This is a genomic window from Streptococcus macedonicus ACA-DC 198, assembly GCA_000283635.1.
Classification (GTDB): Bacteria; Bacillota; Bacilli; order Lactobacillales; family Streptococcaceae; genus Streptococcus; species Streptococcus macedonicus.
Genome location: HE613569.1, coordinates 2043997 through 2061506, shown reverse-complemented (window position 1 = coordinate 2061506; position 17510 = coordinate 2043997). Strand labels below are relative to the sequence as shown.

General features: G+C 36.5%; 19 protein-coding genes. 18 read left to right on the top strand and 1 reads right to left on the bottom strand.

Features of this window, described 5'->3' with window-relative positions:
• Nucleotides 1-95: 95 nt before the first annotated feature.
• Together mutL and ruvA are read left to right on the top strand one after the other, a co-directional pair.
• Nucleotides 96-2039: a DNA mismatch repair endonuclease MutL gene (mutL, locus tag SMA_RS10185; RefSeq protein ID WP_014295458.1), complete on the top strand. Its 1944-nt coding sequence runs from the start codon at nucleotides 96-98 to the stop codon at nucleotides 2037-2039.
• 1 nt (nucleotide 2040) lies between these two features.
• Complete coding sequence (ruvA, locus tag SMA_RS10180) at nucleotides 2041-2634, top strand: Holliday junction branch migration protein RuvA (RefSeq protein ID WP_014295457.1); 594 nt, start codon at nucleotides 2041-2043, stop codon at nucleotides 2632-2634.
• Between the two features lie 104 nt (nucleotides 2635-2738).
• Here ruvA and SMA_RS10175 read toward each other — a convergent pair whose 3' ends face one another.
• Nucleotides 2739-3395, bottom strand: coding sequence for an Rgg family transcriptional regulator (locus SMA_RS10175; RefSeq protein WP_014295456.1), 657 nt, complete (start codon nucleotides 3393-3395; stop codon nucleotides 2739-2741).
• Between the two features lie 260 nt (nucleotides 3396-3655).
• On the opposite strand from SMA_RS10175, the gene SMA_RS12300 reads away from it, so the two are divergent.
• From SMA_RS12300 to ruvB, 16 genes are all read left to right on the top strand, one after another.
• A complete protein-coding gene (locus SMA_RS12300) occupies nucleotides 3656-3799 on the top strand; it encodes a hypothetical protein (protein ID WP_014295455.1) in 144 nt (47 codons plus the stop codon).
• 18 nt (nucleotides 3800-3817) lie between these two features.
• A complete protein-coding gene (locus SMA_RS10170) occupies nucleotides 3818-4120 on the top strand; it encodes a hypothetical protein (protein WP_014295454.1) in 303 nt (100 codons plus the stop codon).
• 381 nt (nucleotides 4121-4501) lie between these two features.
• A complete protein-coding gene (locus SMA_RS12295; RefSeq protein ID WP_014295453.1) occupies nucleotides 4502-4876 on the top strand; it encodes an MFS transporter in 375 nt (124 codons plus the stop codon).
• A 126-nt stretch (nucleotides 4877-5002) separates the two neighbouring features.
• Nucleotides 5003-5440 (top strand): hypothetical protein, encoded by a 438-nt coding sequence (locus tag SMA_RS12290; RefSeq protein ID WP_014295451.1) that lies wholly within the window; start codon nucleotides 5003-5005, stop codon nucleotides 5438-5440.
• A 157-nt stretch (nucleotides 5441-5597) separates the two neighbouring features.
• On the top strand, nucleotides 5598-6857 hold the full coding sequence (locus tag SMA_RS10155; RefSeq protein ID WP_014295450.1) for a competence/damage-inducible protein A: 1260 nt from the start codon (nucleotides 5598-5600) through the stop codon (nucleotides 6855-6857).
• 49 nt (nucleotides 6858-6906) lie between these two features.
• Nucleotides 6907-8061, top strand: a complete 1155-nt coding sequence (gene recA / locus SMA_RS10150; protein WP_014295449.1) for a recombinase RecA — start codon at nucleotides 6907-6909, stop codon at nucleotides 8059-8061.
• A 268-nt stretch (nucleotides 8062-8329) separates the two neighbouring features.
• Entirely contained in the window at nucleotides 8330-8728 is a 399-nt protein-coding gene (spx, locus tag SMA_RS10145; RefSeq protein WP_009855164.1) for a transcriptional regulator Spx, read from the top strand.
• A 321-nt stretch (nucleotides 8729-9049) separates the two neighbouring features.
• On the top strand, nucleotides 9050-9319 hold the full coding sequence (locus tag SMA_RS10140; RefSeq protein WP_003066890.1) for an IreB family regulatory phosphoprotein: 270 nt from the start codon (nucleotides 9050-9052) through the stop codon (nucleotides 9317-9319).
• Complete coding sequence (ruvX, locus tag SMA_RS10135) at nucleotides 9316-9735, top strand: Holliday junction resolvase RuvX (protein WP_006531414.1); 420 nt, start codon at nucleotides 9316-9318, stop codon at nucleotides 9733-9735. Before SMA_RS10140 ends, ruvX begins: the two co-directional genes overlap by 4 nt.
• 32 nt (nucleotides 9736-9767) lie before the next feature.
• On the top strand, nucleotides 9768-10085 hold the full coding sequence (locus SMA_RS10130) for a DUF1292 domain-containing protein (RefSeq protein WP_006531413.1): 318 nt from the start codon (nucleotides 9768-9770) through the stop codon (nucleotides 10083-10085).
• 262 nt (nucleotides 10086-10347) lie between these two features.
• On the top strand, nucleotides 10348-11937 hold the full coding sequence (locus SMA_RS10125) for a glycosyltransferase family protein (protein ID WP_014295447.1): 1590 nt from the start codon (nucleotides 10348-10350) through the stop codon (nucleotides 11935-11937).
• 101 nt (nucleotides 11938-12038) lie between these two features.
• The gene (gene nrdD, locus SMA_RS10120; protein WP_014295446.1) at nucleotides 12039-14255 is read left to right on the top strand and encodes an anaerobic ribonucleoside-triphosphate reductase; all 2217 of its coding nucleotides are present in this window, start codon (nucleotides 12039-12041) and stop codon (nucleotides 14253-14255) included.
• A gap of 238 nt (nucleotides 14256-14493) precedes the next feature.
• Nucleotides 14494-14640: a hypothetical protein gene (locus tag SMA_RS11630; RefSeq protein WP_014295445.1), complete on the top strand. Its 147-nt coding sequence runs from the start codon at nucleotides 14494-14496 to the stop codon at nucleotides 14638-14640.
• 11 nt (nucleotides 14641-14651) lie between these two features.
• Nucleotides 14652-15158, top strand: a complete 507-nt coding sequence (locus tag SMA_RS10115) for a GNAT family N-acetyltransferase (protein ID WP_014295444.1) — start codon at nucleotides 14652-14654, stop codon at nucleotides 15156-15158.
• A gap of 40 nt (nucleotides 15159-15198) precedes the next feature.
• A complete protein-coding gene (gene nrdG / locus SMA_RS10110) occupies nucleotides 15199-15813 on the top strand; it encodes an anaerobic ribonucleoside-triphosphate reductase activating protein (protein WP_014295443.1) in 615 nt (204 codons plus the stop codon).
• Nucleotides 15814-16309: 496 nt separating this feature from the next.
• Complete coding sequence (gene ruvB, locus SMA_RS10105) at nucleotides 16310-17308, top strand: Holliday junction branch migration DNA helicase RuvB (protein WP_014295442.1); 999 nt, start codon at nucleotides 16310-16312, stop codon at nucleotides 17306-17308.
• The last annotated feature ends 202 nt before the right edge of the window (nucleotides 17309-17510 follow it).

Sequence of the window (17510 nt, the reverse complement as noted above, 5' to 3'; positions counted from 1 at the left end):
AAGATTGCCTTTTTAGTTTGTGTTATAATAGAAGATAAACAAGCAAGAATGAAAGGAATAAGGCTGCCTTTAAAAGGCTTGCTAATAAATAAATAATGAGTAAAATTATTGAGTTGCCAGAGGTTTTGGCTAACCAAATTGCGGCGGGTGAAGTTATTGAACGACCAGCTAGCGTTGTCAAAGAATTGGTGGAAAATTCGATCGATGCAGGGAGCAGCCAAATCACCATTGAAATTGAAGAAGCTGGTTTAAAGAAAATTCAAGTGACAGATAATGGCGAAGGAATTACTCAAGATGATGTTGCGTTAAGTCTGCACCGCCATGCCACAAGTAAAATTAAAAATCAAGCTGACCTTTTCCGTATAAGGACATTAGGTTTTCGTGGTGAAGCGATACCGTCAATTGCCTCCATTAGTCATTTTACAGTCAAAACAGCAACGGCAGATGAAAATTATGGAACATTGCTAGTAGCCAAAGGTGGTGAAATTGAAAAACAAGAACCGATTTCTACACCCGTTGGAACCAAAATTATGGTTGAAAATCTCTTTTATAATACGCCAGCGCGTCTTAAATACATGAAAAGTCTCCAATCCGAATTAGCTCATATTGTTGATGTGGTGAATCGTTTGAGCTTGGCGCACCCAGAGGTGGCTTTTAGCTTGATTAATGATGGTCGTCAAATGACAACAACATCTGGCACTGGTGATTTGCGACAAGCAATTGCTGGTATTTATGGGCTTAATACGGCTAAAAAAATGATTGAGATTTCGAATGCTGACCTCGATTTTGAAGTGTCTGGTTACATTGGTCTGCCAGAATTGACACGAGCGAACCGAAACTATATTACGATTTTGATTAACGGTCGTTATATTAAAAACTTTTTGCTCAATCGTGCGATTTTGGACGGTTATGGTTCAAAATTGATGGTGGGACGTTTTCCGATTGCTGTTATCGACATTCAAATCGACCCTTATTTAGCTGATGTCAATGTTCACCCAACGAAGCAAGAAGTTCGTATCTCAAAGGAAAAAGAACTGATGAGCTTAATCAGCTCTGCTATTGCAGAGAGTCTGCGTGAGCAAGATTTGATACCTGATGCTCTAGAAAATCTGGCGAAATCAAGCACACGTGGGCTTCCGAAACCAGAGCAAACGAGCCTGCCGTTGAAACAAACAGATCTTTATTATGATAAAGAACGTCGTGATTTCTTTGTCAAGTCAGATACGGTTGAAGAGCAACCAGTACAGTTATTCAATGAGGTTGACAACTCTGTCAAGGAAGTTGACAAACAACAAACATCAGTGAAATATGCGCAGCGTTCCGAAGTAGATAGTCAAGATGATGAACATGATAATCTCGATTTTAAAAACAAGACAAAAATCAATAATATGATTGAAAGCCTTGATAATGAGGAGTCATCAACTTTCCCAGAATTAGATTATTTCGGACAAATGCACGGAACGTATCTTTTTGCACAGGGAAATGGTGGGCTTTATATCATTGACCAACACGCTGCTCAAGAACGTGTTAAATATGAATATTATCGTGAGAAAATCGGCGACGTTGACAGCTCTTTACAGCAGCTTCTCATGCCATACCTTTTTGAGTTTTCTGGAGCTGATTTTATTAAGTTGCAAGAAAAAATGGAGCTGTTAAATCAAGTTGATATTTATCTAGAACCATATGGAAACAACACTTTTATTCTCCGTGAACACCCAATTTGGATGAAAGAAGAGGAAATTGAGACGGCTGTTTATGAGATGTGTGATATGCTGTTGTTGACAAATGAAGTATCGGTGAAGAAATATCGTGCAGAATTGGCAATCATGATGTCATGCAAACGCTCAATCAAAGCGAATCACATTCTTGATGATTATTCCGCCCGACATCTTTTGGTTCAGTTATCACAATGTAAGAATCCTTATAACTGTCCACATGGACGTCCAGTTCTTGTCAACTTTACCAAAGCTGACATGGAAAAAATGTTCCGCCGTATTCAAGAAAATCACACAAGTTTAAGAGAGTTAGGAAAATACTAAGATGTATGATTATATCAAAGGAAAATTAACTAAAATTACCGCCAAATACATTGTTGTCGAGGCTGGAGGGCTGGGCTATATCGTCAACGTTGCTAACCCATACAGTTTTTCAGACCTTGTCAACCAAGAGGTTCAGATTTATTTACACCAAGTCATTCGTGAAGATGTGCAATTGTTATTTGGTTTTCACACAGAAGATGAAAAAGCTGTTTTTCTTAACTTGATTTCAGTTTCTGGGATTGGTCCGACAACTGCGCTAGCGATTATTGCGGTTGATGATAATGAAGGGCTTGTCAATGCGATTGACACTAGTGATATCAAGTATTTGATGAAATTTCCAAAAATTGGAAAAAAGACAGCTCAACAAATGGTCTTGGATTTAGCAGGAAAATTTGTCGATGTTTCGGTGGAAAATAGTAAAGCTTCTCAGACAAAAACAGTTACAAACGAGCAGCTTGAGGAAGCTATGGAAGCTCTTTTGGCCCTTGGCTATAAAGCTGCAGAGCTCAAGAAAATTCGTAAGTTATTTGAAGGAACAAATGAAACAGCAGAACAATACATCAAATCAAGCCTTAAAATGTTGATGAAAGCTTAATTTAAAGCTTTTTTGGCTATTGTTTCACATGAAACACTCCTCAACTTATCAGTTGGGGAGTGCTTTTATATGCTTAAATTTGCCTATGCTTTGCTACTTCTTTTTCAAGTGCTTTCAAAAATCTTTTCTTCTTCGGTTAAGTGCAGTAGAGACATTCCTTTATCAATTAAGCTATTATCATCACGACAAATGCCAAGGCGGACTTGCGCAATTCCTAAAAGGTCATAGCGTTTTAATTCCTTAGCAAGTTTGAGAGCTTCTAGATAAAATGTTTCACATTCTTTGGTTTGACGATTGTCCAGATAAATGCTTGCGAGATTGGTTAACAAGGTCAATTGCAACGGCTTGATGTTGTAAAGGTTGGTGTATTTGACTAAGTTAGTTAAAATTTTGGGAGTGATTGTTTTCAGAGTCTCTAGTGGAAAATGGTAAAGAATTGTTAATAGTAATTTGAAATCATTCTGATACCAAGTGTTTTGTTTTTCAAGGTAATGCCAAATTTTCTGAGTTGTTTCTTGAAAGGTAGTATCTTTTGATTCGCCACCAAATTCTCTTACGTGGATAGTAACAGTTAGTCTGTCAAGAAGTTGTTGAATCGGTATGTCATGGTGTGTTTGAAGATATTCTTGACATTGTTGTTTGAGAGATAAGAGTTTGGTGTTGTCGGTAATTGATAGATTGTTATTAGCGATATTTAATAATTTTTGACGTTCATTTGGCTGATAGACGTTGTAAATGTATTCAAATTCTTCCAAGCTCATGTTGATTTACTGGAGAAGAAAAATGAAAGTATCAAATTTAGGGATAACTTGACCGCTTTCGATACGAGCTAGAGTAGAGCGGGCGAGCATGTCACCACAAATTTCTTCCTATGTTAACCCTTTTGATTGCCGAATATCCTTATAAACTTTTTCAAAATCCCAACGCATATCCTAATCTCCTAAAAAATTTGTGTTACTAAACGCTACAAAATGTTATTTTACTTTATTTTCGGTGTATGATAGACTAAAGGAGGTTTTATATGGTGAGAAAGAATATTATTATATCACTTTCAGCTTTTGCCTTATTAGGCGCATTTGGTGCTGGTTTGACAACAAGGCAAACTTCGGTTCAACCAACTAAGGTTGTGACAGCTGATACTAAAGATACAGTCGTGGAACAATAATCATCAGTTGATGATGAGGTGGCACAGATTAGTAATACAACTATTCGAGAATTTGTTCAATACTTTAGAGCCACTGGTGATAATCCAGATGAGTTTTGTTTGTTTGAAGATTTTTCAGACGATAAGCGTATCGTTGTCATTGATGATGGGACAAATCCTATTGGTAAAGCACCAGTAATTGGTGATTCGGCCGATGACGCAGAGTCTACAGTTGTTGGTAGTTTGACAACTGAAGAGGGTACGATTACTTTTGACACTAGTGACCCAAGCCAATCCGCAACAATCGCTGAAATCAAAGCAGCCGTAGCTCAATATCAATAAAAGGAAAGCTGAACATTGGTGATTTGGTCAGCTTTTATAGGTGAAATGGATGAAAAAAGAAGAAAACTATGTCAAATGTTTTTTAATACTACTAATTCTCCTTGTTTTAATCATTTTTGGTGCTTTAACCGTGAAGTCTGGTCGATTGGTATTTTTTTTGAGGGGATGGGGTTAATCCTAGGTGTCGGTGTTACTTAGCTCTATTGGAAGAAAAAGCATTGATGAGGTTTACATGGTTGTCAATCAGGTGTAAATGTGGTGCTAACTGCCAAAAAGATTATTTTTTTGGTTTAGTTTAAAGTTTCAAATAAATCTTGACATCATCGGGAAATAAGAGTCTTCTGTAAAGAAAAATTTATACGATGAGGGTAGGTGGGAGTTATGAAAAGTATTACTAGGAACACTTTTGTTTACCTTTTGGCAAATTTTTTAGTTACGGTGGCTTATTCCATGCCGCACTTGATTTTAACGGTTATTTTATTGTCAAAAGGGTTAAGTTTGTTGCAGATTTTGATCGTTCAATCAGCTTATAGCATTGCGATTGTTTTATTTGAATTTCCAAGTGGGTTGATTGCAGACAATTATTCCCGCAAAAACATTTATAGTCTATCAAAGTTATTTTTGATAGACTATAAATGTTTTTGCTTGTCCTTTTTAGTAACAATTTTTACCTTATCTTTGCTGCTTGATTTTGCTATGGGATTGCTTCGGCCTTGGATAGTGGAACGCTTGATGCCTACATTATTAATCAATTAAAAATGGCTCATCGTGAGGACGACCTTCGAAAATTTCTAGCGCTCAATAATCGTTTGGAAATTGTCGGACTTTTATTGGGAAGTAGTTTGGGTGGTGTTCTCTATCTAAGCATTGGTATCAATATTTATGTTTTTAGGTATTGCCTTTTTAGTGGCTTCAACTCTTGTGACGTTTTTCTTTTTCAATGAAAATCTAAAAAATACGACACTAGAAGAGAACCATGTTTCTGTTTTAAAACAGCAGATTACAGATAGTTTTATCGAGTTAAGAAAGCAACCACGACAGGGTGTTATTGCCAGCTTATTTTATTTTCATCTTTGTTTTTATGTCATTGAATTTATTTTAAATTATTACTTCAACAAAATGGTGTCAATTGACAATATCTCGTCTCTTGTTTCCTTTAAATCGACCATTAGTCGCTTGGGAAGTATTTGTTTATTGTGCCTTTTGAGCTTAATGGTAAAAGTATTTGCTGTTGAACAAGTCATGGCAGTCAACTTTATGGCATCATTACTTTTCTTGTTTTTACTAGTCATTATATGGTTAAGAAAACAATATGGTTAAGAAAACAGCCTAGGTTGACAAAGTAGCAAAGTAAGTTGACAACATATTAATCTAATATTTTCTCATTAAAATCTGGCTTTGTAGCAAAAAGCAGCAAATTTGTTGCTTTTTTTGATAGAATAAAACTAAATTACGAATAGATAAGTAGGTGGCAATCATGAAAGCTGAAATCATTGCTGTGGGAACAGAAATTCTAACAGGACAAATCACAAATACAAATGCTCAATTTTTATCGGAAGAATTTGCCAAGTTAGGAATTGATGTGTTCTTTCAAACAGCTGTTGGTGATAATGAAGAACGTCTTTTATCAGTTATTAATTTAGCAAGCAAGCGAAGTGAATTAGTTGTCTTATGTGGAGGGCTTGGTCCGACAGAAGACGATTTAACAAAACAAACGTTAGCAAAATATTTGGGACGCGATTTAGTCTTTGATGAACAAGCTAACAAGCGTTTGGACGAATTTTTTGCGACACGTCCGCAGTTTGCTAGAACGGCTAATAACGAACGTCAAGCACAGCTGATTGAAGGGTCAATACCGTTGCAAAATAGCACTGGTTTGGCTGTTGGTGGCGTGCTAGAAGTAAATGGCGTGACCTATGTTGTTCTCCCTGGACCGCCGAGTGAATTAAAACCAATGGTATTGGATTCTCTAGTACCTTTATTGTCTGAAGGCCATAGGCAGCTTTATTCACGTGTGTTGCGTTTCTTTGGTATTGGTGAAAGCCAGTTAGTGACCGTTTTGACAGATTTGATTGATAATCAAACAGACCCAACGATTGCTCCGTATGCGAAAACAGGTGAGGTGACCCTTCGTTTATCAACCAAGGCAAATGATGTGACGTCAGCAAAAGCGAAATTGGATGCTCTAGAGCATAAAATTCTAGCTAAAAAAACATTAAATGGTATTCTTCTTGAACAGTTACTTTATGGCTATGGTGATGATAACAGTATGGCGCGTGTTGTTTTTGAGTTGTTGAAAGAAAAGCACAAAACCATTACAGCGGCAGAAAGTTTGACTGCAGGGCTATTCCAATCTAGTATCGCTGATTTTTCAGGGTCATCTGCAGTATTTAATGGCGGATTTGTGACGTATAGTATAGAAGAAAAATCAAAAATGCTTCACATTCCTCTTGAAGATTTGCAAGAACATGGTGTAGTAAGTCACTTTACAGCTGAAAAAATGGCAGAGCAATCACGTTTATTGACAGATGCTGATTTTGGTATCGGTTTGACAGGTGTTGCAGGACCAAATAGCTTAGAAGGACATCCAGCAGGAACAGTTTTTATTGGTATTGCTACTAGAGAAAAAGTTCATTCTATTCGTGTTGTTCTAGGTGGACGAAGCCGTTCAGACGTCCGTTATATTGCTACTTTATATGCTTTCAACTTAGTACGTCAAGCTTTATTACAAGGCTAAAATTTGGTATAATAGAGTTAGTATCTCGAACAAACAGAAAGGGAAAAATTTGGCTAAGAAGACAAAGAAAACAGAAGCTATCACTAAAAAATTTGGTGATGAGCGTAAAAAGGCGCTTGATGATGCCTTGAAATTAATTGAAAAAGATTTCGGTAAGGGAGCTGTTATGCGCCTTGGTGAACGTGCTGAACAAAAAGTTCAAGTCATGAGTTCAGGTAGCTTGGCTCTTGATATTGCTTTAGGTGCAGGTGGTTATCCTAAAGGGCGTATCATTGAAATCTATGGACCTGAAAGTTCTGGTAAGACAACTGTTGCGCTTCATGCGGTAGCACAAGCTCAAAAAGAATGTGGAATTGCTGCCTTTATCGATGCCGAACACGCACTTGATCCAGCTTATGCTGCGGCTCTTGGTGTTAACATTGATGAGCTTCTCTTGTCACAACCTGACTCTGGGGAACAAGGTCTTGAAATTGCAGGAAAATTGATTGACTCAGGTGCTGTTGACCTCGTCGTTGTCGATTCTGTTGCTGCCCTTGTACCTCGTGCCGAAATCGATGGTGACATTGGTGATAGTCACGTTGGTTTGCAAGCTCGTATGATGAGTCAAGCAATGCGTAAATTGTCAGCTTCAATCAACAAAACAAAAACAATTGCGATTTTCATCAACCAGTTGCGTGAAAAAGTTGGTGTGATGTTTGGTAACCCAGAAACAACACCTGGTGGACGCGCGCTTAAGTTCTATGCGTCAGTTCGTCTTGATGTCCGTGGTAACACACAAATCAAAGGTTCTGGTGACCAAAAAGATAGTAATGTTGGTAAAGAAACTAAAATCAAAGTGGTTAAAAACAAAGTTGCGCCACCATTTAAAACAGCCGAAGTTGAAATTATGTATGGTGAGGGAATTTCACGTACGGGTGAGCTTGTTAAGATTGCTAGCGACTTAGACATCATCAAAAAAGCAGGTGCTTGGTTCTCGTATAACGGTGAGAAAATCGGACAAGGTTCTGAAAATGCGAAGAAATACTTGGCAGAACACCCAGAAGTCTTTGATGAAATCGACCACAAAGTACGTGTTCACTACGGTCTCGTAGAAGAAACCGAAGATGAGAAAGCAGCAGATATTGTTGAAGAATCAGCAGCAACTAATGATAATGTTGACGAGGTTGTTCTTGATTTAGATGATGCTATCGAAATCGAAGAATAATTCATAATAACATTAAAACTCTGGGACAATTGTCTCAGGGTTTTCTTGTGTAAGAATGTCAATCTAAGTTGAAAATATTTGAGTTAATTTTCGATTTTTTCAGAAATAAATGGAGCGTTTTCAAAATTACAAATGATTTTTTAGATTTTTATTGAAAAAAATAATCTTTTTAATTGACTTTTTGAAAAAATAGGTCTTAAGTCCTATGTTTTTGTAAAGGTTGGTGTGCTATAATACAACTATCATGGGATAGAAAGTGAGAGTGCACATGATTAAAATTTACACAATTTCAAGTTGTACAAGCTGTAAGAAAGCCAAGACATGGCTAAACGCTCATCAGCTCCCTTATAAAGAACAGAATTTAGGAAAAGAACCACTAACACGAGAAGAAATCTTAGCGATATTAACTAAAACTGAAAACGGGATTGAAAGTATCGTTTCATCTAAAAACCGTTACGCAAAAGCACTTGATTGCGATATTGAGGATTTAAGTCTGAGCGAGGTTATTGACCTTATTCAAGAAAATCCGCGTATTTTGAAGAGCCCAATTTTGATTGACGATAAACGCCTTCAAGTAGGGTACAAAGAAGATGATATTCGTGCTTTCTTGCCACGTTCCATTCGTAATGTGGAAAATGCAGAAGCTCGCCTTCGTGCAGCACTGTAATAAATATCTAAAAGCTCCGTTTTGGAGCTTTTTTAATATTTTCCTTAGCGTGGATTGTTAGAACCAAAGAATTTTTAAAGGTTATAGTAGTTGATTGCGCGTGGAAAAAACGAGTGCTTTGCTCTTTTTTATTTTTATAAAGATAGTAAAAAGTTCGGTGATAGTTGAGGTATGGGGAGCAAAGGTTGCTTAATGGGACAATTGAAACGAAGGATTTGAAAATGAAAATAAACTTTGGTGAAATAAAGTCAGATTCTTGTGAAATCTTTGTGAATAAGCTATAATGAATGGTGACAGCTATTTTAGAAAGAAGGTGTAAGTATGGGATTTACAGATGAAACTGTACGCTTTAATTTAGACGATAGCAACAAGAAAGAAATTAGTGAAACCTTAACAACTGTGTATCGTTCTCTCGATGAAAAAGGGTATAATCCAATCAATCAGATTGTTGGTTATGTCTTAAGTGGGGACCCTGCTTATGTTCCTCGTTACAATGATGCCAGAAATCAAATTCGTAAATACGAACGAGATGAAATTGTTGAAGAGCTTGTCCGCTACTATCTCAAAGGAAATGGAATTGACTTGAAATGAGAATCATGGGACTAGACGTTGGCTCAAAAACAGTTGGCGTTGCTATCAGTGATCCGCTAGGCTTTACAGCACAGGGCGTAGAAATTATCAGAATTGATGAAGAAGCTGGCGAATTTGGTTTTGAACGACTTGGAGAGTTAGTTAAACAGTATAAGGTTGATAAGTTTGTTGTTGGTTTGCCTAAAAATATGAATAATACAGAAGGCCCTCGCGTGGAAGCTAGTAAAGTATACGGCGATAAAATCAACAAACTTTTCAATATTCCTGTTGATTATCAAGATGAACGTTTGACAACTGTCCAAGCAGAGCGAATGCTGGTTGAACAAGCTGATATTAGCCGTGGAAAACGTAAGAAAGTTATTGATAAACTGGCTGCACAGCTTATTTTGCAAAATTATTTAGATAGAATGTTTTAATCTAATCATTAATTCATTAAAGGAGAAACTTTATGGCACATAACCATAATCACGATCATAATCATGATCACGAACATGAAGTTATTACACTTGTAGATGAACAAGGTAATGAAACACTTTTTGAAATTCTTTTGACTATTGATGGTCGTGAAGAATTTGGTAAAAACTACGTTCTCTTGGTACCAGCGGGTGCTGAAGAAGATGAACAAGGACAAATTGAAATTCAAGCTTACTCATTTACTGAAAATGAAGATGGAACTGAAGGAGACCTTCAACCAATTCCTGAAGATTCAGATGCTGAGTGGGATATGATTGAAGAAGTTTTCAATAGTTTTTTAGATGAGGACTGATATTGTCTTGATATGTTGAAGGGAAGTATAGGTTGTGCCTATGCTTTTTTTCATGCTCTTTTACGAATACTAAGTAAAGGAGGTGTGAATCATGACAAAGAAAGCGTGTTTGAGCCAAGAAGAAAGAAGCTTCTTGAAGCGCTATAAAACCAAGACTTATCACCGTTTTAGGGAAATTTTAGTTTACTGTGCTATACTCCCTAAATTGACTAATGATTAGTTTCTGTTATACTTAAAGTATGATAATTCAAGGAGAGAATAAGTGAATACATCAGAACAAGTAAATGTAGATCAGAGTACTGCACAATCTTACAGCTGTTCAAGTCGTTCAGCTCGTAAGGTTAGTGAGAACAAAAGTCACCAAGAGGCGTCTAGAAGAACAAAAGTCCCACAACCTCATAAACTTTACCTTTTAATATTGAGTGTTGTTATTAGTTGTTTGTCTGTATCAATGCCAGTCTTTACAGATATGGCAAATAGTGTGCAATCTCAAAACCTTTACATTGGTTTAATGTTTACTAAAGGACAACTTCCGTTTACAGATATGTTTGCGACAGGTGGTTTTCTTTATTATGCTTTGATTGCTTTGGCTTACTATCTTGGTTCTACGTTGTGGTTGGTGCCAATTCAAATTGCAACATTCTACTTGTCAGGAATCTATTTCTATAAATTGGTCAATTACTTTACTAGCAGTCAACGTGTAGCAGTTGCTTTTAGTGGTATTTTTTACCTATTAAACATTGCTCTTGGTTTTGGTGGTCTGTACCCTATCCAATTTGCGATGCCATTTGTCATGGTATCTTTGTGGTTCCTAACAAAATATTTTGCGGATATTATCAAAGACGAAGCCTTTATCCTTTATGGATTTGCTGGCGCAGCAGCAATGCTTTTAGAGCCACGTACTTTGGTGTTCTGGGGAATTTCTTTCCTAACTATTATCGTTTATAATTTAACACAAAAACATTTTGCTCGAGGATTTTATCAATTATTGTGTATCATTTTCGGAACAATTCTTGTCTTTTACACAGTTGGTTACTTTATCCTAAATTTGCAGGTATTATCATCCTATATTTCTCAAGCAATTGTTTATCAATTTACGTATTTTGCGACAAGTGATAGTAATTTTATCTTGACATTGCTATTCCAAGTTGTTGTGGCTCTAGTTTCAGGGATTTTACTTGGTGCCTTTTCTTTTGGAAAAATCATCAAGGGAGCTAATGACAAGGTATCTAAATGGCTTATTTTTCTTGTTTTTTTAGGCTTCTTAATCATAGATCTTTTGTCACAAAGTTACCATTTCTATCATTTATTAATAGTATTGCCTTTTGGTTTGTTGTTAACTGCAATGGTATTGAGTGAATGTTATCAACGCCATTTAACGAAAATATCACATCGTCGTAAAAAATCATCTAGTGATGACAAAGGCATTTTTGGATTATATCTAAGTCGTCATCTTTATTTTCCGATTTTGTTGCTTATTATCGGTGTAGGGCAACCTGTGGTTTCTTATTTCTTATCATCTGGTACTGATAGTGAACGCTCGACTATTGCAAGCTATTTGAAAAAACAAACATCTAGTAACGATAAGATTTATGTCTGGGATACGTCATCTAAGATTGGTATTAAGAGTCAATTAGCAAGTAGTTCACAATTTACATCACCTGTTGTGAATACAACTAAAACATCTAATGAAAAAATATTAGAAGATGAGTTGTTACAAAATCTAGCGTCATATATTGTGGTTAATAATGATGAAAAAATTTCTGATACGATAAAAAATGATATTTCTTCAAACTATGAAGAGGTCTCAATCAGCGGTGTATCAGGCTTTACCGTCTATCATAAAAAATAGAGACTAAACGCAATATCTTGTGGTCTAATAAAAAAACGACCACAAGATATTGATTTTTTTTTCTTGCGTGTTATAATAGACGAGTAAGAAGGAGTGTTCATATGATTACATTAGAAAAAGAAACAATTGCGACTCAACCAGCTGTCAAAGTTATCAAACGTGATGGACGTTCTGTGAACTTTGATGCAGATAAAATTTATAATGCTTTGGTTAAAGCAAGTAATAATGTGACAAAAATGTCACCAGTTGTTGAAGCAAAATTGGAAGCTATTTCAGATAATATCATTGCTGAAATTTTTGATCGCTTCAAAGATAATGTCAAAATTTATGAAATTCAAAATATCGTTGAGCATGAACTTTTAGAAGCAAATGAATACGCGATTGCACAAGAATATATTAATTATCGTACAAAACGTGATTTTGCGCGCTCTCAAGCGACAGACATCAACTTTACGATTGATAAACTATTGAAAAAAGACCAAACTGTCGTAAATGAAAACGCTAACAAGGATAGTGAAGTTTTCAATACACAACGTGACTTGACTGCAGGTATTGTTGGTAAATCAATTGGCCTTAAAATGTTACCAGCTCACGTTGCCAATGCTCACCAAAAAGGTGATATTCATTATCATGACCTTGATTACAGCCCATACACTCCGATGACAAACTGCTGTTTGATTGATTTTAAGGGTATGCTTGCAAATGGCTTCAAGATTGGTAATGCTGAGGTAGAAAGTCCAAAATCTATCCAAACTGCAACAGCGCAAATTTCACAAATTATTGCGAATGTTGCGTCAAGCCAATATGGTGGTTGTACAGCTAACCGTATAGATGAATTTTTGGCACCATATGCTGAACTTAACTATAAAAAACACCTTAAAGATGCTCAAGATTGGGTAGCAGAAGACCGTCGTGAAGATTATGCTCGTACAAAAACGAAAAAAGATATTTATGATGCTATGCAAAGTCTTGAATATGAAATTAATACGTTGTTTACATCAAATGGACAAACACCATTTACTTCTCTTGGATTTGGTCTAGGAACGAACTGGTTTGAACGTGAAATTCAAAAAGCGATTCTTGAAATCCGCATAAAAGGTCTTGGAAGCGAACACCGCACAGCTATTTTCCCTAAACTTATCTTCACTTTGAAGAGTGGTCTTAACCTTGAAGTGGGAACACCAAACTATGACATTAAACAATTAGCTTTGGAATGTGCGACAAAACGTATGTATCCAGACGTTCTTTCATACGATAAAATCGTTGAATTGACAGGTTCATTTAAAGCACCAATGGGATGCCGTTCATTCTTACAAGGTTGGAAAGATGAAAATGGTGTCGAAGTTAACTCAGGTCGTATGAACCTTGGTGTTGTGACTGTAAACCTTCCACGTATTGCTATGGAATCAAATGGCGACATCAATAAATTCTGGGAAATCTTCAACGAACGTATGGGTATTGCTAAAGATGCACTTGTTTATCGTGTAGAACGTGTCAAAGAAGCGACACCAGCAAATGCGCCAATTCTTTACCAATACGGTGCTTTTGGTAAACGTCTCGGCAGATATGATAATGTTGATGAACTTTTCCGTCATCGCCGTGCAACGGTTTCACTTGGTTATATCGGACTTTACGAAGTTGGTACAGTCTTTTATGGTCCAGAATGGGAAACAAATCCAGAAGCCAAAGAATTCACCGTTGATATCATTCGTAAGATGAAAAAATTGTGTACAGAATGGTCAGATGAATTTGATTATCATTTCTCAATCTATTCAACACCGTCTGAAAGCTTGACAGACCGCTTCTGCCGTCTTGACACAGAAAAATTCGGTATCGTTAAAGACATTACAGATAAAGAATATTACACAAATTCATTCCACTATGATGTTCGTAAGAACCCAACACCATTTGAAAAATTAGACTTTGAAAAAGCTTATCCAGAAGCAGGTGCAACAGGTGGATTTATTCACTACTGTGAATACCCAGTTCTTCAACAAAATCCAAAAGCTCTAGAAGCTGTTTGGGATTATGCTTACAGCCGTGTTGGTTACCTTGGAACAAATACGCCAATTGACCATTGTTATAATTGTGGATTTGAGGGTGATTTTACACCAACTGAACGAGGTTTTGTTTGTCCAAACTGTGGTAACAGCGATCCTAAAACAGTAGATGTAGTTAAACGTACTTGTGGCTATCTTGGAAACCCACAAGCTCGTCCAATGGTTAATGGTCGTCACAAAGAAATTTCTGCTCGTGTAAAACACATGAACGGATCAACAATTAAAAATTCTGGTGACTACAGTAAACATAAAGGCTAAAATGGGTAATAACAGGGCTTTCAATTCTTGACAATGTTACCAACCTGTCAATTTGGGAGTTTTTCCTGTTTAGTTTAAACGAGTCATTTTCTTTGTTTGAGACTTTCTATCACTTATATCAAATATGGAAAATGCGTTAATAAATATGGTTTAGACAGTTTCAGGACATATTGAAGCTGGAGACATTTGTCCCAGCTTCTTTATTGTATTAATAGATAGTTTAATGAAAGGAAAGCATATGGGAAAATATCAGTTAGATTATAAGGGTATGCAACAAATTGAACGTTTTCACGAAAAACATTCAAATGTGCAAACTGACAAAAAAGCACGTGTTAGTCAGTTGAAAGCGCAGTTTTTAGAAAAAGCTAAAAAGAAAAGCAAATAGAGGTACCGTTTATGCAATTACGAAGACCTAAATTATCAGATAAAGCAGCTGTTATTGACATGATGAAAGAATTTGAGACAAGACAATCTGCTCATGACGGCGGTTTTTGGTCTGTGGATAACTTTGTTTACGAGGACTGGATTGAAAGAAATCAATTAAGTGAAATGGGTATTGATGTGCCGTCAACGTTTGTTCCAGCGATTCAATTTGTTTCTTTTGATGATAACGGAAGGGCTCTAGGATTTTTGCATTTACGTTTACGTCTAAATGATAATCTCTTAAATAAGGGGGGATATATTGGGTATTCGATTCGTCCGTCAGATCGTCATAAGGGGTTGGCTAAGGAACAGCTTCACCTAGGTTTAATAGAAGCTAAAAAGAAAAATATCAAGCAAGCTTTGGTGACTTGTCACACGGATAATGTTGCTAGCCGAAAGGTGATTTTGGCAAATGGTGGTATTTTAGAGGATGTCCGTGAGTCAACCGAGCGTTATTGGATAAATTTGGATGAAGAATAACCTGTGGATAAGTGTAAATTAAAAATAGAAAGAGGACTAGATGGAAGAAAAAAGTTGGAATACGCCCGAGCCTGGTGAATGGAAGTCAGAGGAATTAAGTCAAGGACGAATCATTGACTACAAAGCTTTTAACTTTGTTGACGGTGAGGGTGTGCGTAATTCTCTTTATGTTTCTGGGTGTATGTTTCACTGTAAAGGCTGCTACAATGCGGCAACGTGGTCTTTCAAGGCTGGTATGCCTTATACACAAGAGCTTGAAGAGCAAATTATGGCTGATTTGGCACAACCTTATGTTCAAGGGCTAACGCTTCTTGGTGGTGAACCATTTCTTAATACGGGGATTCTGTTGCCGTTAATCAAGCGCGTGCGTCGTGAATTGCCTGAAAAGGATATTTGGTCTTGGACAGGTTATACGTGGGAAGAAATGATGCAAGAAACGCCAGATAAGCTAGAAATGCTTAGTTTAATCGATATTTTGGTTGATGGGCGTTTTGATATTACTAAGAAGAATTTAATGTTGCAATTCCGTGGTTCTTCTAATCAACGTATTATTGACGTGCAAAAGTCGTTGAAAGCTGGTGAGGTTGTCATTTGGGATAAATTAAATGACGGTGACCAAAAATTTGAACAAGTCAGCCGTGATGATTTAGTTTAAGGAAAAATATTTTTTTGATACTTTCCTTAGATTCCTTGCTTTTTTATTTCTAGGCTCAGACCTCAAACCTTACACTGGATGCTTTGAGCCGATGGCAGGTTCAATAGTCCAGTGGACTATTAAAGGAACCCAAGGAATTCTTAAAACTTCCGAGATGTAGGAAAAACTTCATTTCTCTTATCTGCAACCTTAAACAATCTCCCAGATTGTTTAAGCAGCACAAAGTATCGTTTTGGTGCTCGCTTCGCTCGCAATAATATTCTGTTAATATAGCAATTAATAATATTTAGAGGCTATTTTAGATAAAAACTAACTTGTTTATAAATTAAAAATTGGAGAAAACTTCATTCTTCAATTTTTTCATTTTGGTGGAATTTCTGTTTAATTTAAGTAGATGACAATTTTTTATTAATAAGATTGCTGGTTATCATTGCTATTAGAGGAATTTCCTAACTAAACAATTCACTGTGGGTCCTGCTTTTGGTATAATAAGGATATGAGCAGAATTTTAGATAATGATATTATGGGTGATGAGGAATTTGTGGAGCACACGCTTCGTCCACAGTTTTTAAAAGAATATATTGGACAAGATAAGGTTAAAAATCAGCTAAAAATCTTTATTGAGGCAGCAAAATTACGTGATGAGTCTTTGGATCATGTGCTATTGTTTGGACCTCCTGGTCTTGGTAAAACGACAATGGCATTTGTGATTGCTAACGAATTAGGGGTGAATTTAAAACAGACATCTGGACCTGCTATCGAAAAAGCTGGTGATTTGGTTGCTATCTTGAATGATTTGGAACCTGGTGATGTGCTTTTTATTGACGAAATTCATCGTATGCCAATGGCTGTGGAAGAAGTGCTTTATAGTGCCATGGAAGATTTTTATATTGACATCATGATTGGCAATGGCGAGACTAGTCGTAGTGTTCACTTGGATTTACCACCGTTTACCTTGATTGGTGCGACAACACGTGCTGGTATGCTTTCTAATCCTTTACGTGCTCGTTTTGGCATTACTGGGCATATGGAATACTATGACGTTGAAGATTTGACAGAAATTGTTGAACGTACGGCAGATATTTTTGAAATGGAAATTGTCCATGAAGCTGCCCAAGAATTGGCACGACGTAGTCGTGGAACACCTCGTATTGCTAATCGTCTCTTAAAACGTGTACGTGATTACGCCCAAATTATGGGAGATGGTATTATCACAAAAGGTATTACCGATAAAGCATTGATGATGTTAGATGTTGACCATGAGGGACTTGATTACATTGACCAGAAAATCTTGCGTACCATGATTGAGGTTTATAACGGTGGTCCTGTCGGTTTAGGAACGCTATCCGTTAATATCGCTGAGGAGTGTGATACTGTTGAGGATATGTATGAGCCGTATTTGATTCAAAAAGGCTTTATTATGCGCACTCGTACTGGTCGTGTGGCAACTGAAAAAGCTTATGAACATTTGGGCTATCCTTATTCAGAAAAATAATTTTTTAGCTTAAGGTAAGTTTAAGCAAGTCTTTATATACTATAAACAATCCTAAAACTTTTCTTTTTCATAATCTCCTGAAAGGACTCCGCTAGCGGGGTTCTTTCTTTTTCGTTTTGAACTGCAAAATAAGTAGAAAAATAGTAAATTTAAGCCATAGGTAGCGGAAAATAGCACAGAAAATAGTAAATTCTTGAGCAAT

What these genes read in the sequence shown, in the direction of transcription:
- mutL (WP_014295458.1), top strand. Translation starts at nt 96, where the DNA reads ATGAGTAAAATTATTGAGTTGCCAGAGGTTTTGGCTAACCAAATTGCG.
- ruvA (WP_014295457.1), top strand. Translation starts at nt 2,041, where the DNA reads ATGTATGATTATATCAAAGGAAAATTAACTAAAATTACCGCCAAATAC.
- SMA_RS10175 (WP_014295456.1), bottom strand. Translation starts at nt 3,395, where the DNA reads ATGAGCTTGGAAGAATTTGAATACATTTACAACGTCTATCAGCCAAAT.
- SMA_RS12300 (WP_014295455.1), top strand. Translation starts at nt 3,656, where the DNA reads ATGGTGAGAAAGAATATTATTATATCACTTTCAGCTTTTGCCTTATTA.
- SMA_RS12295 (WP_014295453.1), top strand. Translation starts at nt 4,502, where the DNA reads ATGAAAAGTATTACTAGGAACACTTTTGTTTACCTTTTGGCAAATTTT.
- SMA_RS12290 (WP_014295451.1), top strand. Translation starts at nt 5,003, where the DNA reads ATGTTTTTAGGTATTGCCTTTTTAGTGGCTTCAACTCTTGTGACGTTT.
- SMA_RS10155 (WP_014295450.1), top strand. Translation starts at nt 5,598, where the DNA reads ATGAAAGCTGAAATCATTGCTGTGGGAACAGAAATTCTAACAGGACAA.
- spx (WP_009855164.1), top strand. Translation starts at nt 8,330, where the DNA reads ATGATTAAAATTTACACAATTTCAAGTTGTACAAGCTGTAAGAAAGCC.
- SMA_RS10140 (WP_003066890.1), top strand. Translation starts at nt 9,050, where the DNA reads ATGGGATTTACAGATGAAACTGTACGCTTTAATTTAGACGATAGCAAC.
- ruvX (WP_006531414.1), top strand. Translation starts at nt 9,316, where the DNA reads ATGAGAATCATGGGACTAGACGTTGGCTCAAAAACAGTTGGCGTTGCT.
- SMA_RS10130 (WP_006531413.1), top strand. Translation starts at nt 9,768, where the DNA reads ATGGCACATAACCATAATCACGATCATAATCATGATCACGAACATGAA.
- nrdD (WP_014295446.1), top strand. Translation starts at nt 12,039, where the DNA reads ATGATTACATTAGAAAAAGAAACAATTGCGACTCAACCAGCTGTCAAA.
- SMA_RS11630 (WP_014295445.1), top strand. Translation starts at nt 14,494, where the DNA reads ATGGGAAAATATCAGTTAGATTATAAGGGTATGCAACAAATTGAACGT.
- SMA_RS10115 (WP_014295444.1), top strand. Translation starts at nt 14,652, where the DNA reads ATGCAATTACGAAGACCTAAATTATCAGATAAAGCAGCTGTTATTGAC.
- nrdG (WP_014295443.1), top strand. Translation starts at nt 15,199, where the DNA reads ATGGAAGAAAAAAGTTGGAATACGCCCGAGCCTGGTGAATGGAAGTCA.
- ruvB (WP_014295442.1), top strand. Translation starts at nt 16,310, where the DNA reads ATGAGCAGAATTTTAGATAATGATATTATGGGTGATGAGGAATTTGTG.